Origin of the sequence: uncultured Maricaulis sp. (assembly GCF_947259345.1) — a bacterium.
Lineage (GTDB): Bacteria > Pseudomonadota > Alphaproteobacteria > Caulobacterales > Maricaulaceae > Maricaulis.
In genome coordinates this window covers 35098-54928 of the sequence record NZ_CAMYLS010000017.1, presented here as the reverse complement: position 1 = coordinate 54928, position 19831 = coordinate 35098, and the positions used below count along the sequence as shown (strand labels likewise).

Below are 19831 nucleotides of genomic sequence, written 5' to 3'. Positions count from 1 at the left end.
GCGTGCGATCAGGTCGCGGGGCACTAAACGACCGACCCCATCTACCTGGCGTGTTGGAATCGGGGTGGAGACAGCCCGGGAAAACTCCGCGGACGGGATGTCGGCGATGTCACGTTATTCAAATCAACCGGTTATCGGCATTGGCCGACATCCCGTTCCCCTCCCATCCCTCCGGCGATTGATGCGTGCGGAGCCAAAACTGTGCGCTTGGGCGCCGCAACCCACACTCCACTGCCCGACAGGTGACAAAGCCGGATTGCTCGCGCCGCGCGAGAGCGCTATAGCTCCCGGCTCGCAAGGCTTGGCACCGTGGCGGAGTGGTGACGCAGCGGATTGCAAATCCGTGTACCCCGGTTCGATTCCGGGCGGTGCCTCCAGCCTTCCCGCGAATTTCCCGACCGATAATCAACCGCCCGCTCAATACGGGACGGGCTCACCCTTGTGGTCGAAAAAGCCGCCGCTCTGGTCTACGCTCAGGGCCTCGATCACGCGCAGGATATCCGAGGCTGCCTCCCCTGCCGGGCGGACATCCAGGCCGGATTTGGAAAAGGGCGCTGACAATCTGGTGTCGACCGTACCCGGGTGCAGGGCCACGCAAATTGCTTCCGGTCGCTTGCGCGACAATTCGATGGCCGCACCACGCACGAACTGGTTCAGCGCTGATTTCGAGGCGCGATAGGCATGCCAGCCTCCGAGCCGGTTATCACCGATCGAGCCTACCCGCGCCGACAGGGTCGCGAATACCGCCCGCCCCTTGCGCGGCAGGAGAGGCAGGATGTGTCTCATCAGCAAGGCCGGCCCGACCGCATTGATGGCGAAAGCCTTGTGCAGATGGGCCGGGTCAAGATCGCGCAAGCTCCGCTCGGGCGAAAATTTCGCGTCGTGCAGGAAGCCAGTGGCGTCAATGACCAGACGAATCTCGCCCGGCTGATTGACCAGCCAGTCGGCCGCTCCGGACAAACTGTCGGGCTTTTCGAGATCCACAGCCGGAGTCGATCCGCGCGACAGGCAGATCACGCGGTCATAGGCGTCATGTGCGATCAGGGCCGAGACCAGGGCTGCGCCCACCCCGCCGGTCGCGCCGATCACCACGGCCAATCGGGCTGTTGTCCTGCTCATCGGCTCACCATCTGCTGGTCTGCTTGAGCACTGTCTACGTATCGAACGGGTGAGTGGATGAGGGATGCCACATGACTGATCTTGTGCTCGTTCTGGGCGACCAGCTCAGCCCCGGCCTGCCAAGCCTGCGCCAGACCCGGCCCGAGGATGCCGATATCCTCATGGTCGAGGCAATCAGCGAGACGGATTATGTCTGGCACCATCGCAAGAAGATGGTGCTCATCTTCTCGGCCATGCGCCATTTCGCAGCGGCTCGGCAAGCCGAAGGCCGGAAGGTCATCTATCACCGCCTCGACCAGGACAAGCCCTGCGCCGATTTCGCCGACGGGATCGAGCGCGCGCTGGCCGCGAACACCTATGACCGCCTGATCATTACCGAACCGGGCGAATGGCGCCTGCGTCGGGAATTCGAAACCTGGCACGACCGGTTTGGATTGCCCGTTGTGGTCCTGGAAGACGACCGCTTCTTGTGCTCGCACGACCGGTTCGCCAGCTGGGCGGAAGGGCGCAAACAGCTGCGCATGGAATATTTCTACCGTGAGATGCGGCGCGAAACCGGCTTGCTGATGGAGGGCGACAAGCCGGCCGGCGGGAAATGGAATTACGATGCCGAGAACCGCAGGCCGGCCACCGACGACCTCTTCATGCCTCGCCCCCACAGCGTCGAGCCCGATGCCATCACCCGCGAAGTACTGGACATGGTGGCTGATCGCTTTCCCGACGGCTTCGGCGACCTGGAACCCTTCCGCTTTGCTGTCACGACTGACCAGGCCGAACTCGCTCTGGGCCATTTCATCGCCACGGCTTTGGCCGAGTTTGGGCCCTATCAGGACGCCATGCTGCGCGGTGAAGCCTTTCTCTGGCACTCCGTGCTTTCCGCGTACATCAATATCGGCCTGCTCGATCCGCTCGCCGTCTGCCAGCGTGTCGACGCGGCCTGGCGGGCCGGCGATGTACCGCTCAACTCGGCCGAGGGCTTCATCCGCCAAATCATTGGCTGGCGCGAATATGTGCGCGGCATCTATTGGCGCGAAGGTCCCGACTATGTCCGCCGCAATGCTTTGGGCGCTGAACGCCCCCTGCCCGACTTCTACTGGAGTGGTGAGACCGACATGGCCTGCCTCGCGGCCGCGATCGACCAGACACGCCGCGAGGCCTATGCCCACCATATCCAGCGCCTGATGGTGACGGGCACATTTGCCCTGATCGCCGGCATCGATCCGCACGCCCTGCATGAATGGTATCTGGCGGTCTATGTGGATGCCTTTGAATGGGTCGAGGCGCCCAATACGATCGGCATGTCGCAATTTGCCGATGGCGGTCTGCTGGGCTCGAAACCCTATGCCGCGAGCGGCGCCTATATCGATCGCATGTCCGATTATTGCGGCGATTGCCGCTATAATGTGAAGGACAAGACGGGGCCGGACAGCTGCCCGTTCAATTCGCTCTACTGGGACTTTCTCGACCGCAATGCCGACACGTTGCGCAGCAATCCGCGTCTGGGCCCGGTCTATCACAATTGGGACCGGATGGATGACGCCAAGCGCCAAGCCTATCGTGATCGGGCCCGCGACGTCCTCGCCGCGCTTTAGCTCACCGCGCCCGGCGGCAGCGGTCGGAGCAGTATTTGACCTCATCCCAGACCGCCGCCCATTTGCGGCGCCATTCGAACGGCCGACCGCAGCTCGCGCAGATCTTGGCCGGTTTGGGTTGTCTGGAGATGTGGCGGGCCATGAGCCGAACCTAGTGCCCGGCGGCGCGCGGACCAGTCCTAGCCTTCACTCGCCTGTTCGCCGGTGGTCACGCCCGCCTTCTCCAGCTCGGCATCCAGGCGCCCGGCGAGGAAGAGGCCGTACATGCGGTAATCACCGATGAGCGACCAAAGTGGATAGGTGAAGGTCGCCGGCTTGTTGCGCTCAACGAAGGCATGACTGACCCAGGCGAAGAAATAGCCCGAGACCGGCACGGCCAGAAGCAGCCACCAGGTCTGCGAAGCCAGCGCGTAGATCAGGACGAATATGGCCAGGGTCGAGCCGACGAAATGCCAGGCCCGCGTCCAGGGCTTGGCGTGTTCGCGCAGGTAAAAGGGCCAGAATGATTCGAATGTGGCGTGTTCGCGCATGGTCACCTCCGGTGATTCGCCTGCCGAATCAGTAGCACGGCAGCTTTCTCGCCCGAATGCGGGCCGTTATCATGGTGAATGATGTCTGTGGCGTTTTCCACGTATTTCCATGATTCCATTAGGAAACAGGCAAGGACAATAAACCAAATCCCCAATTCTCCCGATCCCATTAACTCCGCTTTAAGGGTTCGGGGCTGATTTTGAGTGCGTCTTCCCGTGAAGACACCCCACCATCCACCCAATGCCTTTTCGGGAGCCCCAGCGGCTCCCGATTTTTTTTGCACCCACTTGCTGCTTCTTGCACACAAGGGTGCTTGCGCCCCGAGCAAAAGCTCTGATAAAAGCCGGGCCTCGCTTGAGAGCACATGTTCCTCGGTAGCTCAGTTGGTAGAGCAGGTGACTGTTAATCACCGGGTCGGCGGTTCGAGCCCGTCCCGAGGAGCCATTCTCAAGTCCTACCCCGCCTCGCGGGGCTGAATGGCCCGCTCTCCGGCGGGCTTTTTCATGCCGGATTTCAGCAAGCCGCCCTATTCCAGCCGCTCGTCCAGCGCCCGTGCCGTCCGGAAGAATCGCGCTCGCAAATCAGCAGCATGCGGGTTGTGGCGCTCGATGGCGCGGAACAGCGCGTCGCTGTCACCCGCGACCAGATCCGCCGCCTGTTTCAGAAGCTCATAGCTGCGCGTCGTATAGGGCGCAGCCGGCAGGTCGAGATCGGTGATGACCTTGGAGACCAGATGGGTCAGGGCCTGCACGCTGGCCATGGTGCGGTCATGGGTGTCAGCGTCGGACACATGCACATCGAGCCGCAAGTCATCGCGCAGGAAATTCGCCACACAGGACGGGTCCACGCCCGGCTCGGGACACAGAACGATGGATTGTCCTGCCAGCCCGTGCGCCGCGCTCTGCGGGCCGAAAAGCGGGTGGGTCCCGAGAATACGGGTGGTGTCGGGCAGCTCGGTGCGCATCGCCGCCATCGGTTCCAGCTTCACCGAGGCGACATCCATCACCAGCGCCCCCGGCTGAATGAGGGGCGCAATCTCGCGGCACACCTCCGCCATGACCTGCACAGGCACCGCCAGGATCACGACCGGGCGCGACGCCGCCTCTGCGAGCGAGACAAGCGTCACGCCGTCCAGCGCGGTAACTGCCGGGTCATGGACGACCAGATCGAGATGGGGGACGAGATGGCTCGCCGCCAGACGCCCGAAAGCGCCCGCGCCGATCAGGCCGACGGAAAGGCTCGATGTCATGTCCCGGCGCTCTCCGCGTGAGCGGAATCGCGATCGGCGGCCAGCTGGCCGACAATTCGGTCCACCTGTCGCGAGCCACGCCATACGCGCCAGAACAGGTAGAGGACGCCCACTGACACCAGGCCGGCGGTTGCTCGGTAGGCGACGACAAGGGAGGAAACGATCAGATTGGCCGGATTGTTCTCCAGCGGCGCGAATCCAAGCCCGAACACTTCCGGCACATCGCCGAGGGCACCCCGAAACACCTGGTCAGCCAGGAAGACCCCAATGGCCGCCCCCGACGCGGGATAGCCCGCAGCACCGGTCACCGGGTCGGCATAGCCCGGAAGAAGCCAAGGATGTGACCAGATAACGATAAAAAGAAGAAGGGATGGCCCACCGATACCGAGGGCAACGAGGCCAAACGCCCGAAGCACGGCTTGGCGGCGGGCGGTGGCGCGTGTTTCTCGCAATTCCACAATCCGCTTGTCGATAGAGTCCGGGCGTGTTGGTCGGCGGCCGCGCTTTTGGAGCAGAAGATCACTCTCCTTGAAGCCCTCAAGCACATTCAATTGTCGGCGCGCCAGCAACAAGAACCCGATAAATCCGAGCCCAAGACCAAGCCACGCATAACTTCGCTGGGCCTCCGGCGAGGTCAGAACCTGCCCGACACCCGAGCCAGAAAAGGCCTGCCAGCCCTCTAAAATCATGTCCATGAGACGCCCCCGCGCTGCTGTGAGCAGACTAGGCAGCATGGCGGCAAAGACAACGCCTATTCGGCCATGCGAGCCGTTTCCAGCGTCTCGCCCGCCGCAGAGACCGCTTCGCTCTGAAGCCGCCACATATCGGCATAGAGCCCGTTCAGGGCGAGCAGCTCATCATGCGTGCCCGCTTCCGCCACACGACCGGCATCGAGCACGAAAATCCGGTCCGCTCCGGCAATAGTCGAGAGGCGGTGGGCGACGGCAATCGTGGTCCGGCCCCGGGCGGCATCGCTGAGCGCGGCCTGGACCTCGCCCTCGGTCTGACTGTCCAACGCCGAGGTCGCCTCGTCGAGGATCAGCACGGCCGGGTCCTTGAGGATGGCGCGGGCCACACCGACGCGCTGTTTCTCGCCGCCCGAGAGTTTCAGGCCACGTTCGCCGACCAGTGTCTCCAGACCCTCCGGCAGGCCGCGTACGAAATCCGAGAGATGCGCACGCTCCAGCACGGCCTCGATCTCCGCCTCGCTGGCATCCGGCTTGCCATAGATGACGTTGGCGCGGAGCGTGTCATTGAACAGCACCACATCCTGCGGCACGAGGCCGAGCGCATCGCGCAAGCTGGTCTGGGCAATGCCACGCAGGTCCTGGCCATCGATCAGCACCCGCCCCTGCTCGGGATCATAAAAGCGGAAGAGCAGGCGCAGCACGGTCGACTTGCCGGCACCCGAGGGTCCGCAAATCCCGACAAAGCCGCCGGCGGGTATATCCATGCTCACCCCGCCCAGCGAGCGCGAGCGCCCATCATGGGTGAAGGCCACATCCTCGAAGCGCACCGCCCCGCCGGCCAGCTTCAGCGGTCGGGCATCCGGCGCATCATCGACATCGGGCTCCAGCGCCAGCGTCTCATAAACACGCTCCATGTCGACCGCGCCCTGCTTGATCTCGCGATAGGCCCAGCCAAGGATGTTCAGCGGCTGATAGATATTCATCAGCACCATGGTCACCGCCGCCACATCGCCGACGCCGAGCACGCCATTATAGGCTTTCCAGCCAGCCGTGAGCGCCATGGCCAGGAGGCCGGCATTCATCACCAGGGCCTGCAATCCGTTGAGCAAGGCCAGCGAGGACTGGGACTTCGCCGCGGCGCTGGCATAGCGCGTCATCGCCGAATTATAGGCCTCGCTCTCGCGTTCTTCGGCGGCGAAGGCTTTCACCGTCTCGAAATTGATCAGCCCGTCTACGGCGCGGGCCGAGGCTTCATTATCGGCCTCATTCATCTGCCGCCGGATGACGACGCGCCATTCAGTCATCGACCAGGTCAGGCCCATATAGACCGCGATGGTGACCACCGCGATGACTGCGAACTCCCAGCCGTAATTGGCACTGAGCACGATCGCCGCCAGCGTCAGCTCGAACAGGGTCGGCGCGATGTTGAAAATCAAGAAGCGCATCAGGAAATCGACGGCACGGGCGCCGCGTTCGATGATGCGCTGCAGGGCGCCGGTGCGCTTGGTCTGGTGATAGCCGATGGACAGACGCTGGACATGGGCGAAAGCCCGCACTGCGGTCAGGCGCTGGGCGTCCTGGCTGACCGGCGAGAACAGCGCGTCGCGCAATTGCGGCGCCCCGACCGACATGAAGCGCGCTACGGCATAGGCGATGAAGGCCAGCGAGAAAGTCGTGAGGACGCCGGGCCAGAGCGTGCTGCCCTGACTCCCCTCTCCCGCCGCGCCGCCGCCGCCGCCGCCGCCGGTGGCCTCCACGATCAGATTGATCCCGTCACCAAACAGGATCGGCGCGCCCACGGAAAAGAGCTTGGCGATGATTGTCAGGACCAGCGCCAGGCCCATGCGAAAGCGCCATTTGGCCATGTCCGGCGAGGCCAGCAGGGCGAAAAGGCGCAGCATGGTCAGCCCGAGCGCCCCCTTGGGCGCCACTTTGGCGTCTTCCGCACTATCTGGGGCTGTCGGTCTCATGACGACTAGAGATAGGGCGTGGCGGTGTCACGCGCCAGTGAGCGGTGTGCCAATGATCTCCGCCGACTCAATCGGGAGCGGACTGCGCGCCGACTATGACCGCTCCGCGATGGTTGCGCCATTCCCGATGCAATGCCGTGATACTGCTGATCAGCCCCCAGCCTCCGAACAAGGCCATGGCTAGCTTCATGTATTCATTGGTCGGCTCGGCGGCAAAGACATCGCCGGCCAGCACCATCTGGAAGAGGGCCGCCGAGAGTATCAGGGTCAGCACTGCCTCGACGCGGCGTGAGGACCGCGTCACGCGGCCGGCAAGCGCTTGCCAGGCAGGGACGAGAATGGACAGCGCCAGCAGGCCCCACAGGACCGGCGCGCGCTCCGCCGCGAAGGCCGGATCATAGGCGAAGGCGTCGAGCAGGGCGGTCGGGGCAGCGCCGCTCGTCAAACCCGCCATGACCTGTGCCGGACCAACGACCAGGATCGCCAGGCCGGCCGACCAGAAGGCGGTCGAGGCGACCATCAAGGGCCGGTTGACCGCAGCCGGATCACGAACCGGAGGCAGCGCAGTCGGCGACCATTTACCCCGCAGCCAATGACGACGGGCAAAGCCGACGATCCAGAACACGACCAGTAATCCGCCAAGGCATTGAAGGGTTGCCGCCAACGTCTCGTCAGCGATCCGGCTGCCGAAAGACGGGTCGGATCGCGCCGCCGGATCGGACAATGCAACGCCCAGCCCGAGGACCGCCAGGGCACCGACCAGGATCACGGCCAGCTTGCGGAATAGACATGCGTCAAAGGCCTCGATCACTTGAGCCGGCCGGTGATAGCTGAGCGCCACGGTTTCCGGATGCCCGAACCCCAGCAACAAAGCCTCCGCCGTCGCCGCGTCGGGCTCGCCCCCCGGCGCCCGCCCGGCGAGTTCTTCGTTCAGGAGGGCCGACAATTCGGCGCCGATATCGGCGCGTCGCCTTGCCGGCAAACGCCGGGTCACCGCCTGCACATAGCGGGCAATCAGTTCCTGGGCAGTCATTGGTCCGCTCCATCCGTGACAAGTCCGTCCATAACCGCGCCAAGCGCGTGCCATGATTTTGAAAGCCGGGAGTAGAGATGCTGCCCGTCCTCGCTCAGCGTGTAGTAGCGCCGCGGCGCCCCCTCTCCGGTCCGCCACTCGCTGACCAGCACGCCCTGCGTCTCCAGCCGCCGCAAAAGCGGATAAAGCGTGCCCTCCTCGATCTCCATGCCTCGCGCCGCCAGCGCCTGGCGCAGGGAGTAGCCGTATTGAGCGCGGGTCAGCTGCGACAGGGCCGCCAGCACGATCGCACCGCGGCGCAATTCGAGTTCAAGCTTCGCGAAGGGGTCATCAGTCTCTACCATATGCCGCACTGTACTGTGAGTCGCACAGTAAGCAATGAGAATCTCCCGGAGACAGGGTGTCAGGCCTGGAGTTTACCCGCATCCGAGCGCCGGCCTCAGGCGAGGTCGGCCCGGGTCCAGGCATGCCAGAGCACGGGAATAAGCAATGGGCAGATACAGAAAACCAGCCGGTGCCAGCCGAGCAGGCCGCTTCCGACCCGAAGGAGCAGCAGACCAAAGCCGAAGGCGGCAAAGCCGATCCAGCTGCCCGTCATGCCGGTCAGGATCGCCGCCAACGGCCCAAGCTGTGTATCGCCGGGGTCCCGGGACCACCCCACCATGACCCCGTACGGATAGAACGCAATCAGCAGGGCATGGATGATATGCAGACCGACAAGGACCACGCCCACATCCAGCAGGATGGGAGACCAACGGCGCCAGGGCGAGGAATCCAGGTCGAGCGGGAGGTCCTTTTCAGGATCGCCCATCGAGGCTAGCCGCCCTGCCCGTCTTCTGTCGGAGCTTCGAGCACTTGGCCAGGATAGATCAGGTCCGGATCCCGGATCTGCTCACGATTGGCCTCATAGATGACGGTGTACTGCACGCCTTCGCCATAGAGTCGGCGCGCCAGGCGCCAGAGCGAATTGCCCGGCTGAACAACCACCGAATTGGGCCCCATATTGAGATCCTCGGCTGCGACGCGCTCGAACGGCAGGACAATGACCGCACTGACATGGCCGTCTTCATCGACCTGGTCGATCTGGAGGTCATAAACGCCCGGCGCCAGAAGCGCCCCGGCCTGCAAGGTCCAGCGACCATCGCGTCCGACATTGGTCTCGCCGACCTGGGCGCCATTGGCATAGATGCGGACTTGGGTGCCAGCTTCCGCGCGGCCGGAGAAGATCACGGCGCCGGTCTCGTCATAATCGACGGTTTCCAGCACCAGTGGACCCATTTCACCCGTAGAACAGGACGGACATTGCCAGACACGACTGGCTTCGCCCGGACGACCGACCACGACCAGCGGGGTCGGACCACGCTGTTCCGGGATGGAGACCACGACGACCTGTTCCGAGCGCAATTCGCGCCCGTCCTGGGCGGTCATCAGCAAGGACAGCTCGACCGCACCGGAGGGCAGCGGATCATTCAGAATGATCACCCACTCGCCGCGCTCGTTGATCGGCATGCGATCGGTGCGCGAACTGGCATTGTCGAATTCCAGCGCGACATCATTGGCCAGCAGTTGAATGGCCGCGCCGGGTTCACCACGGCCCGCGACGACCGCGGTACCGGCCGGAGCCACACGGACAATGTCGAAAACCGGAGCCGCCAGCATGGCATCGCTCGGATCGGGCTGGGTTGTTGTCCCGGCAGGAGACACCGGATTGCCGACCGCGGGCGCAGGCGCTCCATCGTCGGCGGGCCCGGGACGATACATGATGAAGGCCAGCGCGGCGGCAATCGCCAGCGCGGCAAGGGCTGCAGCGATGATAAACGACCGCGTGGCGGTCATGGCGGCTCTCCCGTCGTCAATTCGGCTGGACACAAAAGTGCGCTCCGGCATACCGGAACTGGATGCAAACCTCGCGCCGTCAGCCTTCGGCGAATAGCATCCCGGTTCGATAAAGCAAATATGAGTGATGTGACGATGGCAAAACTAAGGTCGATTGGTGTCTTCTGCGGATCACGTATGGGTGAACGCAAATCCTATGCAGATGCCGCGGAGGCGGTCGGCCGCGCCATCGCCCAAGCGGAATGCCGTCTGGTCTATGGGGGGGGCGATGTCGGCCTGATGGGGATTTCCGCCTCGACCGCCGCCGCCGAGGGCGGGTCAGTATACGGAATCATTCCCGGCTTCCTGATCGCCCGCGAGGGTCATCTCGAGGGGGTCGAGATCAAGATCGTGGAGACGATGAGCGAGCGCAAGAGCCTGCTCATCGCCGAGAGCGACGCCTACATCATCCTGCCCGGCGGAACCGGAACGCTGGAAGAAGTCTTCGACGTCATTTCGCGCCAGCAGCTGGGCTTGCAGGACAAGCCGATCGTTTTCCTCAACACGGACGGCTTCTGGGCCCCCTTCATCGACCTCATCGCTCACACGGTCAAAGAAGGGTTCACCCCGCAATCCCTGGCCGACCATGTCGATCTGATTGACCGGGCTGACCTGGCAATCGCCCGCATTTGCGCCCAGCTCGACGAGCAGGACACGGCGAAGGCCGAAAAGGCGGACTGATCAGTCCGCCTCGCCTTTCGGGTCGAAGACGTCTTCAATCGTCAGGTCGAACGCACCGGCCAGGGCAAAGGCCAGGGTCAGGGACGGGTCATGCTTGCCGGTTTCAACCGCATTGATGGCCTGGCGCGACACATTTACCCGTTCACCCAGCTCGGCCTGGCTCCAGCGGCGCTCGGCGCGCAGCACGCGCAGCCGGTTCCTCACCGGTACACCACATATTTCTGGAAGCAGCCGACCAGGCCCCAAAAGCCGATCAAGGTCGGGAATATCCAGATTGTCGGGAAGGCGGGTAGTGCTAGAGCACCTTCCAGGAAACCGTAGGCGAAGCTGCCGAACCCCATCAACAAGGCTGCGATGATCATCGCCTCGGCGATCAGGCGCTGCTTGAATTCGTCAATCGAGCGATAGAACACGACCACGGCCCACAAGGCGAACAGGCCGGGTATGACAGGCATCAGGGCCACCGCGCCGCGCATCAGGGGTCCGGTCTCGTTGGACCCCAGCCAGGAGACCGAGCTGATCAGGATCAGCATGTAGGCCACCATCGAGGCGGTGAAGCGGATCATGTAGCGCTTGACGTTCTCGGCCATGATCAATTCTCCTCATTCTGGCGCACAATCACAGCACCCAGTGCGGATCGGAACCTGTCCGGCTGGTCGAGCATGATGAAGTGGCGCGAGCCATCGATCCGCAGCAGGTCCAGCGAGGCCAAACCGGCATATTGCCTTGCATAGACGGATTCGAGCTGGTCCGCGCTCATCGGCGAGCCCTCGCTCCAGGCAATGAGCACGGTGACCGGCGCGGCGACATCCGACAGGACCGGGCTGTAGTCCGTTGCCATGACCTCGCCCATCGCGGCACTGACAACGGCCTGATCGGCTTGTTCCATCCAGCTCATGACCTGCGCCTGTCCGGCCTCAGTGATCGACTGGACCGGAAGGCCCTGTCGGGACATGGCGAGGAATTGTTCCCGCGGCGCGGCCGCCATCTGCGCTGAGACGCCGGCCGCATAAGCTGCCGCCTGGCCCGGCGTGATCGCCGGATTGAAGAGCCGGGCGAAGAAGGGCGCACTGTCGACCACGACAACGTCGCTGACGCGTTCTGGCGCGCTCGCGGCGATCTGCAAGGCAATCTGCGCGCCCATGGAGTGACCAACGAGGACGACGTCGTCGAGGCCTTCGGACTCAAGCCAGCGATCCAGATCTGCGACCGCACTGCCGATGACACCGGCTTCGCCGCGCGGCACGGCCGGCACATCGCCGAAACCGGCCAGGGTCACAACATGGGCGTCGATATCCGGGCCCAGCGCCGCGACGGTCGAGTCCCAGACGTCGCCCGGGGTTGCGAGCCCTGGAATGAACACCACGGTCCGGCCCTCGCCCGAACCGTTTCGTTCGATCTCCAGGGTCGCCAGATCCTGGGCCTCGCTGCGGGCGACCATGGTTGCGGTCACGATCGCCACCATGATCCCGATCCAACCGGCCATACTCATTCGTCCGGGTCTGCGCGCTTTCATGAGTTTCTCCATCAGCTTTTCATGACTTATTGTCATGCTTACCTGATATTCCGATCCAGAATTGTCAAGACAACATGACAATAAGTCATGCTGGCCATTCTAAACGAGACTCGCACAGACTTGATTGGAGCGTGAAGCTGTCGATGGGCAATCTCCGGCGCTCCCGGGCTGTATCAGCCTCCCTGCGTCAAGTGGAATGTCGATGTTACTGACCCTTCTCTCGCCAGCGCTCGCCAGCCTCACCCTTCTAGTCCAGACCGCCGAGACGGACCCCGCACCGATTTCTGCCGCCTTCCTTGCGGAAGCCGAGCGGCAGATGAGCGACCCGGCCGCGCCCGGGCTCGCCGTGGCGCTGGTCGAAGCTGATCGCGTGTCAGACATCATCACGCTTGGTACGGCAGACACGGAAACCGGTCGGCCCCTTTCACCGACCAGTCCATTCCGGTCGGCATCGACGCTCAAAATGGTGGTGGCCGCTGCGGTGCTGCGCCAGGCAGAGATTGACGGGGTTTCGCTCGACACCCCTATCGGAAGCCTGGCACCGGACCTGCCCGGATTTCTGCATCCGATCACCCTGCACCAATTGCTGACCCATACCGGCGGGCTGGTGGACCGCACGGATGATTTTGGCCGTCTCGACGCCGCCGCGCTGCGTGACGCCATTCTCGCCCTCGAGCCGGACACACTCTACCTGCCGCCGGGCACGGCCTTCAGCTACTCCAATATCGGCTACAATATCGCAGGCTATGTTCTGGAGCGCATGGCGAGCGAACCCTTTGATGTCGCGCTCGAGCGGCTTGTCCTGTCCCCTCTCTCGATGGACCACAGCACATTCGAAACCGCGCGGGCCCAAGCGCTCGGCTGGGCCGCACCGCACTGGCAGGGCACACCGCTCGAACGAAATCCCGAAAACCGGGCCGAATGGCCCTCCGGCATGATGTATACTAGCGCCGCCGATGTGGGGCGCTTCCTGGCCGCGCTGATGCAGGACGGGATCATTGACGGCGAACGCGTCTGGCCCGCCGGCCTGAGCGAACGCCTGGTCACGGACCATGTCCGCGCCGAGGAGACGGCGACCGGCTTCGGTTATGGCTATGGCGTGATGATCGGCACGTTCGCCGGACACCGCGCTTGGTTCCACTCCGGTGGCCTGCCCGGCTATCGCGCCAATGTGCTGGCCTTGCCAGATGACAATCTGGCGATCGCGCTGCTGGCCAATGGTGAGGGCTTTGACCGAACTGCCCTGCTGGAAACACTCATCCCGTCAGCGCCCCCAAGCCCAACCTCACCAAGCGGCCCGATGAGCGGTGACGTCGCGTCCATGCCGCGCCTGGCCGGGCTCTATACACAAGCCGATGACCTGCCAAGCCTGTGCGTTTATGAGCGAGACGGCGCCCCCCGTATCGACAGTCGCGGCCGGACGCTGAGCCTGCATCGCGATGGCGAGACGGGGCTGGTGGGGCTGGATGCAGACGGCAACGTGCGAGCCCGCTATCGCCTCTATTTCGACGCGCGCGGCGAGATCCTGGCTTTGGGCAGCTGGGTCCGCGCCTTCCGGCGCACGGCGGATAGCTGTGATTAGGCCGCCTCACCCGCCAAACGCTTGAGAACCGTCTCGCGACCGATGAGTGGCAAGAGAACGGCCATTTCCGGACCGCGCGGTTCACCCGTCAGCATGAGCCGCAAGGGCATGAAGAGTTGCTTGCCCTTGCGGCCGGTGGCCTCCTTCAGGGCATTGGTCCAGACCGACCAGCTATCACTGTCAAGCTCGCCAGCGGGCAAATAATCGGCCGCAACCGCGGCATAGTCCGCCTCCTCGATCACCGGGGTGACCGGGCCATCGATCAGCGCGGCCCAGGCTTTCACATCGGCCAGGATTTCCAGATTCGGACGCACAGCCTCCCAGACCGCCTCGCCCTTGTCGGCACCCAGCTCGGCCAGGCGCGGCTGGGCCGCCGCATAGGGCATGGCGTGCAGGAGTTTGGCGTTCACACGCTTCAGCTCTTCATCATCAAAGCGGGCCGGCGAACGGGACAGCTTGCCGAGGTCAAAGCCTTCCAGAAGCCCGTCAACATCCGCAAAGGCGTCAACCGGGTCGGAGGTGCCGATCTTGGCCAGCAGCGACATGATCGCCATTGGCTCGAGGCCTTCCGCATCGCGCAATTCCTGGATCCCGAGCGAACCGAGACGCTTGGACAACTTGCCGCCATCGGCACCGACCAGCAGGGCCTGGTGTCCAAAGAGCGGCGCCTTGCCGCCAAGGGCTTCAAAGATTTCAATCTGGGCGCCGGAATTGGTGGTGTGATCCTCACCCCGGATGATGTGGGTGATATCGGCTTCGATATCATCGACCACGCTGGGCAGGGTGTAGAGATAGGAGCCGTCCTCGCGGATCAGGATCGGGTCCGACAGGGACGACGTCGCGATCGAGACATGGCCGCGCACCATGTCGTCCCACTGGACCGGATTGCCCGACAGTTTGAAACGCCAATGCGGCTTGCGCCCTTCAGCCTCGAAGGCGGCCTTTTCGTCATCGGTGAGGGCCAGAGCGGCGCGGTCATAGACCGGCGGCCGGCCATTGGCCATTTGCAGGCGACGCTTGCGGTCCAGCTCATCGCCGGTCTCATAGCACGGGTAGAGCAAGCCCTCGGCCTTCAGCTTTTCCGCCGCCGCGGCATAACGATCAAAGCGGTCAGACTGTTTGAAGGTCTCGTCCCAGGAAATGCCCAGCCAGGTCAGGTCGGCGCGGATGCCGTCCTCGAAAGCCTGGGTCGAGCGCTCGACATCGGTATCGTCAATGCGCAGCACAAAGGTGCCACCCGACTTGCGCGCGAACAGATAGTTGAAGATCGCGGTGCGGACATTGCCGACATGAAGCTTGCCGGTCGGGCTGGGCGCAAAACGGACTTTGGTCATCGACGTGGAGCCTCACAGAGATTGAGGCGCAGGGCTTAGCGCTGTCAGGGCAAAGGGGCAAGCGGGGGGTGCGGATGGGGGCGGGCTCGCTAGTCGAAGATGCGCGCCTTCATCGCCTCCTCGGCCACATCGGTCGCGCGTCCGGGACGCCCGGCCAACCGCCAATAGCACCAGCCGGCGGCCGCGCCGATGACGAGGAAGACCAGATAGAGCCAAAGCGGGAAAGGCCGTGGTCCCGCAGCGGCGCCGAAGGCCAAGGCGCCGACCAGCATTCGCAGAAATACCACCGAGAGCAGCGCACCGGCGACGAGCTCACAGAGCGGTCGCGACCATTTCATGACGCGAAACAGACTGACCAAGCCCCAGACCGGCAGCGCCGAGACAGCAGCCGTGACACCACCGGCGAATGCCCCCCAGACAGGCGCCATTGTGACGCTGCCCCAGTAAGCCTGCCGCCCCGGATCGCTGGCCGCATCGATCGCGCCAATGAAGGCAAACCCGGCAATCACCACCACAGCGGCCAGATAGCAGGTCAGCAGCCAGGCCCCGATCGCGCGCCACGCATTGCGACCGAAAAAGCGCTGGAACACTGTGGGCATGGCGGGTGTCCTCCTGAGGCGGGTGCGCGACACTCAAGCCACGGCTCGCGACCGAATTAAGGCCGCACCGACAGCCGCCAGTACACCACGCCGCCGACTAGTCCTGCAGCCGCAAAGAAACCGGTCATGGGCAGGCCTTCCAGGCCGTACTGGAGCGGAAACCCAAAAATCTGGATCGTGGCCGCCCCGGTCAGCGCGCCCATCAGGAGATGGGAGGCAAGGCCGTACCAGCCGGCCGCGCGCCTCACCCAAGTCAGGATCACAGTCGGCAGCGCCGTCAGCGCGGCGACATAGAGCCCGATGAAGAGGCTGCCGGGGATGAGGGCTTCCAGGAAATCGCTGTCGAGCGGGTCCAGTCGGCCAGCCTCAATCCCACCGACAACAGCAAACCCGACAATGATGGCCAGACCGGACAGGAGTGCGGCCACGAGCCAAGCGAACAGGTTCCGGAGCGTCCCGGCGAGGCTGAAGGGCGGGCGTGTGGTCGCGGTCACGAGGTTTCTCCATTCATCAATTGATTTGCGCGCGGTTTCCCTGCGGCGACCCAGTAGGCACTGCTACCGAGCGCGCCCAACAGGGCAAAAAGGAATGCGGCCGGGTCCCCGCCAAGCCAGGCCGCCGAAACCAGCAGGCTCAGCACGGCGGGAATGCCAGCGTCGGTATAACCTCGCTTCAATCCGAGGCCCCGGACAAGATTGACCAGGAGAATGGCGGGGATTCCGGTCAGCGCCATCGTCACCACAAGTGCGATGATGAATACAAGCGGTGCGACCGGGGCAAGGCCCATACCGACGAAAAGACTGACTGTGCCCGAAACCGCGACGCAGGCCACGAACCACGCCTTCAAACCCGCCCCCACATCTACCTCGACCGGTGCTGGTGTCGTGTTCGCTACCATGTCTCAGCCCCTCTACTTCGATTGATCTTCCCATTTCTGTTTTGACAGAAATTACAGACTATATGAATGAGGCAGGGTGACGCAGGGGATCTGGACATATGCGCAAAGCGCGAACCGGTCACCAAGACCGGATACGGCGCAGTCCCGGCAAGCGGTTTATGGATGAATGCGCACCAGGGGTACGCTTTGCACAGGTCCTCGCCCTCAACGGGCGCGGTGGACCGGCGCGCAGCGTCGAGACCGAGTGGGTGATGGGCGGTCGGTGTCGGAACGATGGCGCGCCTCAACCTGTCCGACGCATCGCTCCGCGACGCGCCACCTTCCCCATCAAGGGGAAGGACCGTCGCCCCTAGTTCCGAAACCTGTTCGTGATCGGATACCTCCGGTCGCGGCCGAAATTCTTGGGGCCGATCTTGACGCCGGGCGGGGCCTGACGGCGCTTGTATTCAGCGCGGTAAAGCAGGTTTTCGATGCGCTTGACCTCGGCCTCATCATGACCGTCCGCGACCAGATCGCGGACCGCGCGTTCTTCCTCGACGAGACCATAGAGGATGGCATCGAGCACGTCATAGGGCGGCAGGCTATCCTCGTCCTTCTGGTCCTCGGCAAGCTCGGCTGAAGGTGGCTTGGTGATAATGCGCTCGGGAATAACCTGGCCGACCGGGCCGAGGCCGACCTGGTGATTGGCCGAATTGCGCCACCAGGCCAGTTCGAAAACTTCCGTCTTGTAGATGTCCTTGAGGGCGTTATAGCCGCCATTCATGTCGCCATAGAGGGTGGCATAGCCGACCGCCATTTCCGACTTGTTGCCGGTCGAAAGGACCATCGGCCCGAACTTGTTGGACAGGGCCATCAAGACCACGCCGCGGGCCCGCGATTGCAGGTTTTCCTCGGTCGTGTCGGGCTGGGTACCCTTGAAGGGCGTCGACAGGATGGCATTGAAGGAGGCGATCGTTGGCTCGACATCGATGATGTCATAGCGCACGCCCAGCGCCTCGGCACAGGCCTTGGCATCTTCCAGGCTTTCCTGGCTGGTGTATTTCGACGGCATCATTACCGCCCAGACCCTGTCCGCTCCCAGGGCGTCGACGGCAATGGCCGCCGAGATGGCACTGTCGATGCCGCCGGACATGCCCAGCACGACCCCGGGGAAGCCGTTCTTGTCGATATAATCGCGCAAGGCGAGCGTCATGGCTTTCCAGTCCGCCTCGAGGCCGGACTTCACCGAGACCATCTTGCCGCCAGCGCCAAACCAGCCCTTGTCCGTCTTCACCCATTCGACCGCGTCGATGCATTCCTCGAAGGCCGGCAGGCGCTGGACCTCCCGCCCCTCACTGTCGCGCGAGAAGGAAGCGCCGTCGAAGACAAGCTCGTCCTGACCGCCTACCTGGTTGACGAAGATCATCGCCTTGGGGCTGTCCCACTTGTCAAACCAGGCGGAGAAGGCCTGGTTGCGCTCGCGCTCGATCGTGCGACGCCAGGGCGATCCATTGAGGGTGATGATCATCTCCGCCCCCTTCGCAATCAGCGCCTCGGGCACGACGCCCAGCCACAAGTCCTCGCAAATAGGCAGGCCGAGCTTGATGCCGCGCCATTTGACGATCTCCGGCACCGGACCCGGCTCGAAAACGCGCTTCTCGTCGAAGACCGCATAATTGGGCAATTCATGTTTGAAGCGCAGCGCGACCAGCCGCCCCTCATCGAGCAGCGCAACGGCGTTGTGCAGGCGCTTGTTCTGGCGCCAGGGCAGGCCGATGAGAATGGCCGGGCCCTCGCGAGTGATCGCGGCAAGCTCGTCCAGGGCTGTACGGCAGGCTTCCACCGCTGAGGGCTTGAGCACCAGGTCCTCGGGCGGATAGCCCATCAGGAACATTTCCGGGAAGAGGACCATGTCGCCGCCACGCGTGCGCGCCTCGGCATGGGCAGCGCGGACCTTGGCCAGATTGCCCGCAATATCCCCAACAACCGGGTTGAGCTGGGCGGTTACGAGCAGGATGCGATCAGTCATGCGCGCGACTTAGACCGCGCCGCGGGCAACGGCAAGTATTCTCGCGCGCATCGCGGTCTGAGTCTGGCCGGTCCTGCGGCGCCGGTCAGCTGCCATAGGTGCGGGCACCATCGACCGCCCGCGCCGCATCCAGCGCCCGCAGGCCGGCAATCCCCGGCACCGCCACAGGCGCGCCATCGAGCACAGAGGCGATGAAAGCATTGACGTTTGCACCCAGGGAATCCCTGGCGCTGGGATCCTCCGCAAAGTCGGGATTCAATTCGTAAGGCGTCGAATTCTCGAAAGTCTTCGCGACGAAATCGATCTCCAGCACGCCGGTCTCGTACTCGACCCGCATCTTGCGCTCACGCTCGTGATGAACCCGGCTGGCGATCAGGTCTGCCGTGCAGCCATTGTCGAAGACCAAATGCGCCTTGGCGACATCGGGATGACCGAAACGACCCTCATCGACCAGACCCTTCACGGTCTTCACAGCACCGCCGGACAGGGCGATGACGAGATCGAGGTCATGCACCATCAGGTCCAGCGTGACCGAAACATCGAGGCAGCGATCAGAGGGCGGGCCCATCCGGCTGGCGGCGATTTTCTTCGGCGTCGCATCGACCGCGAACAGACCCATAGCGTTGAAGACAAACCGCTCCTGATGCCCGACCTGCAATACACAGCCATGCTTTGAAGCCAGCGCAATCAGCTCGCGCGCCTCCTCCACCGATGCGGCAATCGGCTTTTCAACCAACACATGCTTGCCCATGGCCAGTGCTGTCGCCGCAGCCTCGAAATGATGCACGGCCGGGCTGGCCACGGTGATGGCATCGACCTCGCCGAGAAATTCGGCAAAATTGTCGAACCCCTTGGCGCCGTGCTTTTCCGCCAGCGCGCGGGCGCGCTCGATATCCGGCTCATAGACACCCACAAGCTCGACCCGCTCATGAGCGGCGTATTTCGACGCATGGAAGCCGCCGAACACGCCGGCACCGACAATGCCGGTCCGCAGGATGCGAGAATTGGATGTCATGAACTCACCTCATTTGATGGCGCCGTGCATAGCGCCGCCGCCGTCACGATCAAGCATGGCATGCATCACCACTTGTTTCGGGCGATTGCAGGGCAGAGGCTGCAATCGCTTGTCGACCGGACCCACAATCACGCCTTGCA

The 19831-nt window shown here is 63.7% G+C and carries 22 protein-coding genes and 2 tRNA genes; 5 read left to right on the top strand and 19 right to left on the bottom strand.

Annotation, left to right across the window (positions count from 1 at the left end):
• The first annotated feature begins 303 nt into the window (after positions 1–303).
• Positions 304–377 (top strand) — tRNA-Cys (locus tag Q0X62_RS08020).
• A gap of 40 nt (positions 378–417) precedes the next feature.
• Here the strand turns inward: Q0X62_RS08020 and Q0X62_RS08015 are convergent.
• Positions 418–1119 (bottom strand): SDR family NAD(P)-dependent oxidoreductase, encoded by a 702-nt coding sequence (locus Q0X62_RS08015; protein ID WP_297733789.1) that lies wholly within the window; start codon positions 1117–1119, stop codon positions 418–420.
• 71 nt (positions 1120–1190) lie between these two features.
• Between Q0X62_RS08015 and Q0X62_RS08010 the strand changes: the two genes are divergently transcribed.
• Complete coding sequence (locus Q0X62_RS08010; protein WP_297733786.1) at positions 1191–2711, top strand: cryptochrome/photolyase family protein; 1521 nt, start codon at positions 1191–1193, stop codon at positions 2709–2711.
• Position 2712: 1 nt separating this feature from the next.
• Here the strand turns inward: Q0X62_RS08010 and Q0X62_RS08005 are convergent, their stop codons facing one another.
• Together Q0X62_RS08005 and Q0X62_RS08000 are read right to left on the bottom strand one after the other, a co-directional pair.
• Positions 2713–2853: a DUF2256 domain-containing protein gene (locus Q0X62_RS08005; protein WP_297733783.1), complete on the bottom strand. Its 141-nt coding sequence runs from the start codon at positions 2851–2853 to the stop codon at positions 2713–2715.
• A gap of 37 nt (positions 2854–2890) precedes the next feature.
• Positions 2891–3241, bottom strand: a complete 351-nt coding sequence (locus Q0X62_RS08000) for a DUF962 domain-containing protein (protein WP_297733780.1) — start codon at positions 3239–3241, stop codon at positions 2891–2893.
• A 369-nt stretch (positions 3242–3610) separates the two neighbouring features.
• On the opposite strand from Q0X62_RS08000, the gene Q0X62_RS07995 reads away from it, so the two are divergent.
• Positions 3611–3686 (top strand) — tRNA-Asn (locus Q0X62_RS07995).
• Positions 3687–3768: 82 nt separating this feature from the next.
• On the opposite strand, the gene Q0X62_RS07990 is transcribed toward Q0X62_RS07995, so the two are convergent.
• From Q0X62_RS07990 to Q0X62_RS07960, 7 genes are all read right to left on the bottom strand, one after another.
• Positions 3769–4491, bottom strand: coding sequence for a prephenate dehydrogenase/arogenate dehydrogenase family protein (locus Q0X62_RS07990; RefSeq protein WP_297733777.1), 723 nt, complete (start codon positions 4489–4491; stop codon positions 3769–3771).
• Positions 4488–5186, bottom strand: coding sequence for a hypothetical protein (locus tag Q0X62_RS07985; RefSeq protein WP_297733775.1), 699 nt, complete (start codon positions 5184–5186; stop codon positions 4488–4490). The genes Q0X62_RS07990 and Q0X62_RS07985 overlap by 4 nt, the downstream gene beginning before the upstream one ends.
• A gap of 56 nt (positions 5187–5242) precedes the next feature.
• A complete protein-coding gene (locus Q0X62_RS07980) occupies positions 5243–7150 on the bottom strand; it encodes an ABC transporter ATP-binding protein/permease (protein ID WP_297733772.1) in 1908 nt (635 codons plus the stop codon).
• A 67-nt stretch (positions 7151–7217) separates the two neighbouring features.
• On the bottom strand, positions 7218–8183 hold the full coding sequence (locus Q0X62_RS07975) for a hypothetical protein (RefSeq protein WP_297733769.1): 966 nt from the start codon (positions 8181–8183) through the stop codon (positions 7218–7220).
• Positions 8180–8527: a PadR family transcriptional regulator gene (locus tag Q0X62_RS07970; RefSeq protein WP_297733767.1), complete on the bottom strand. Its 348-nt coding sequence runs from the start codon at positions 8525–8527 to the stop codon at positions 8180–8182. Before Q0X62_RS07970 ends, Q0X62_RS07975 begins: the two co-directional genes overlap by 4 nt.
• A gap of 95 nt (positions 8528–8622) precedes the next feature.
• Positions 8623–8994 carry a hypothetical protein gene (locus Q0X62_RS07965; RefSeq protein WP_297733764.1) on the bottom strand — a complete coding sequence of 124 codons (372 nt, stop codon included), beginning with the start codon at positions 8992–8994 and terminating at the stop codon, positions 8623–8625.
• A 5-nt stretch (positions 8995–8999) separates the two neighbouring features.
• On the bottom strand, positions 9000–10019 hold the full coding sequence (locus Q0X62_RS07960; protein WP_297733762.1) for a LysM peptidoglycan-binding domain-containing protein: 1020 nt from the start codon (positions 10017–10019) through the stop codon (positions 9000–9002).
• A 120-nt stretch (positions 10020–10139) separates the two neighbouring features.
• Here Q0X62_RS07960 and Q0X62_RS07955 point away from each other — a divergent pair, with 120 nt between their 5' ends.
• Positions 10140–10739: a TIGR00730 family Rossman fold protein gene (locus Q0X62_RS07955; protein ID WP_297733759.1), complete on the top strand. Its 600-nt coding sequence runs from the start codon at positions 10140–10142 to the stop codon at positions 10737–10739.
• Here Q0X62_RS07955 and Q0X62_RS07950 read toward each other — a convergent pair whose 3' ends face one another.
• Genes Q0X62_RS07950 through Q0X62_RS07940 form a run of 3 tightly spaced genes read right to left on the bottom strand, consistent with a single transcriptional unit; the run spans position 10740 to position 12255 of the window.
• Positions 10740–10943, bottom strand: coding sequence for a helix-turn-helix transcriptional regulator (locus tag Q0X62_RS07950; RefSeq protein WP_297733757.1), 204 nt, complete (start codon positions 10941–10943; stop codon positions 10740–10742). It lies immediately after the preceding gene.
• On the bottom strand, positions 10940–11329 hold the full coding sequence (locus Q0X62_RS07945; RefSeq protein ID WP_297733754.1) for a hypothetical protein: 390 nt from the start codon (positions 11327–11329) through the stop codon (positions 10940–10942). The genes Q0X62_RS07950 and Q0X62_RS07945 overlap by 4 nt, the downstream gene beginning before the upstream one ends.
• A 2-nt stretch (positions 11330–11331) precedes the next feature.
• Entirely contained in the window at positions 11332–12255 is a 924-nt protein-coding gene (locus Q0X62_RS07940; RefSeq protein WP_297733751.1) for an alpha/beta hydrolase, read from the bottom strand.
• Positions 12256–12457: 202 nt separating this feature from the next.
• Here Q0X62_RS07940 and Q0X62_RS07935 point away from each other — a divergent pair, with 202 nt between their 5' ends.
• Entirely contained in the window at positions 12458–13837 is a 1380-nt protein-coding gene (locus tag Q0X62_RS07935; RefSeq protein ID WP_297733748.1) for a serine hydrolase, read from the top strand.
• Here the strand turns inward: Q0X62_RS07935 and gltX are convergent.
• The 6 genes from gltX to Q0X62_RS07905 all read right to left on the bottom strand — a co-directional run bounded on the left by gltX (position 13834) and on the right by Q0X62_RS07905 (position 19691).
• Positions 13834–15171 (bottom strand): glutamate--tRNA ligase, encoded by a 1338-nt coding sequence (gltX, locus tag Q0X62_RS07930; RefSeq protein WP_297733745.1) that lies wholly within the window; start codon positions 15169–15171, stop codon positions 13834–13836. The two genes, Q0X62_RS07935 and gltX, sit on opposite strands and share 4 nt — an antisense overlap.
• 89 nt (positions 15172–15260) lie before the next feature.
• On the bottom strand, positions 15261–15770 hold the full coding sequence (locus Q0X62_RS07925; RefSeq protein ID WP_297733742.1) for a hypothetical protein: 510 nt from the start codon (positions 15768–15770) through the stop codon (positions 15261–15263).
• A 56-nt stretch (positions 15771–15826) separates the two neighbouring features.
• The gene (locus Q0X62_RS07920) at positions 15827–16264 is read right to left on the bottom strand and encodes a hypothetical protein (protein ID WP_297733739.1); all 438 of its coding nucleotides are present in this window, start codon (positions 16262–16264) and stop codon (positions 15827–15829) included.
• Positions 16261–16668 (bottom strand): hypothetical protein, encoded by a 408-nt coding sequence (locus Q0X62_RS07915; protein WP_297733736.1) that lies wholly within the window; start codon positions 16666–16668, stop codon positions 16261–16263. The genes Q0X62_RS07920 and Q0X62_RS07915 overlap by 4 nt, the downstream gene beginning before the upstream one ends.
• A gap of 349 nt (positions 16669–17017) precedes the next feature.
• Positions 17018–18676, bottom strand: coding sequence for an NAD+ synthase (locus tag Q0X62_RS07910; protein WP_297733733.1), 1659 nt, complete (start codon positions 18674–18676; stop codon positions 17018–17020).
• Positions 18677–18761: 85 nt separating this feature from the next.
• Positions 18762–19691: a Gfo/Idh/MocA family oxidoreductase gene (locus Q0X62_RS07905; RefSeq protein ID WP_297733730.1), complete on the bottom strand. Its 930-nt coding sequence runs from the start codon at positions 19689–19691 to the stop codon at positions 18762–18764.
• Positions 19692–19831: the final 140 nt, after the last annotated feature.

What these genes read in the sequence shown, in the direction of transcription:
- Q0X62_RS08015 (WP_297733789.1), bottom strand. Translation starts at nt 1,119, where the DNA reads ATGAGCAGGACAACAGCCCGATTGGCCGTGGTGATCGGCGCGACCGGC.
- Q0X62_RS08010 (WP_297733786.1), top strand. Translation starts at nt 1,191, where the DNA reads ATGACTGATCTTGTGCTCGTTCTGGGCGACCAGCTCAGCCCCGGCCTG.
- Q0X62_RS08005 (WP_297733783.1), bottom strand. Translation starts at nt 2,853, where the DNA reads ATGGCCCGCCACATCTCCAGACAACCCAAACCGGCCAAGATCTGCGCG.
- Q0X62_RS08000 (WP_297733780.1), bottom strand. Translation starts at nt 3,241, where the DNA reads ATGCGCGAACACGCCACATTCGAATCATTCTGGCCCTTTTACCTGCGC.
- Q0X62_RS07990 (WP_297733777.1), bottom strand. Translation starts at nt 4,491, where the DNA reads ATGACATCGAGCCTTTCCGTCGGCCTGATCGGCGCGGGCGCTTTCGGG.
- Q0X62_RS07985 (WP_297733775.1), bottom strand. Translation starts at nt 5,186, where the DNA reads ATGGACATGATTTTAGAGGGCTGGCAGGCCTTTTCTGGCTCGGGTGTC.
- Q0X62_RS07980 (WP_297733772.1), bottom strand. Translation starts at nt 7,150, where the DNA reads ATGAGACCGACAGCCCCAGATAGTGCGGAAGACGCCAAAGTGGCGCCC.
- Q0X62_RS07975 (WP_297733769.1), bottom strand. Translation starts at nt 8,183, where the DNA reads ATGACTGCCCAGGAACTGATTGCCCGCTATGTGCAGGCGGTGACCCGG.
- Q0X62_RS07970 (WP_297733767.1), bottom strand. Translation starts at nt 8,527, where the DNA reads ATGGTAGAGACTGATGACCCCTTCGCGAAGCTTGAACTCGAATTGCGC.
- Q0X62_RS07965 (WP_297733764.1), bottom strand. Translation starts at nt 8,994, where the DNA reads ATGGGCGATCCTGAAAAGGACCTCCCGCTCGACCTGGATTCCTCGCCC.
- Q0X62_RS07960 (WP_297733762.1), bottom strand. Translation starts at nt 10,019, where the DNA reads ATGACCGCCACGCGGTCGTTTATCATCGCTGCAGCCCTTGCCGCGCTG.
- Q0X62_RS07955 (WP_297733759.1), top strand. Translation starts at nt 10,140, where the DNA reads ATGAGTGATGTGACGATGGCAAAACTAAGGTCGATTGGTGTCTTCTGC.
- Q0X62_RS07945 (WP_297733754.1), bottom strand. Translation starts at nt 11,329, where the DNA reads ATGGCCGAGAACGTCAAGCGCTACATGATCCGCTTCACCGCCTCGATG.
- Q0X62_RS07940 (WP_297733751.1), bottom strand. Translation starts at nt 12,255, where the DNA reads ATGAAAGCGCGCAGACCCGGACGAATGAGTATGGCCGGTTGGATCGGG.
- Q0X62_RS07935 (WP_297733748.1), top strand. Translation starts at nt 12,458, where the DNA reads ATGTTACTGACCCTTCTCTCGCCAGCGCTCGCCAGCCTCACCCTTCTA.
- gltX (WP_297733745.1), bottom strand. Translation starts at nt 15,171, where the DNA reads ATGACCAAAGTCCGTTTTGCGCCCAGCCCGACCGGCAAGCTTCATGTC.
- Q0X62_RS07925 (WP_297733742.1), bottom strand. Translation starts at nt 15,770, where the DNA reads ATGCCCACAGTGTTCCAGCGCTTTTTCGGTCGCAATGCGTGGCGCGCG.
- Q0X62_RS07915 (WP_297733736.1), bottom strand. Translation starts at nt 16,668, where the DNA reads ATGGTAGCGAACACGACACCAGCACCGGTCGAGGTAGATGTGGGGGCG.
- Q0X62_RS07910 (WP_297733733.1), bottom strand. Translation starts at nt 18,676, where the DNA reads ATGACTGATCGCATCCTGCTCGTAACCGCCCAGCTCAACCCGGTTGTT.
- Q0X62_RS07905 (WP_297733730.1), bottom strand. Translation starts at nt 19,691, where the DNA reads ATGACATCCAATTCTCGCATCCTGCGGACCGGCATTGTCGGTGCCGGC.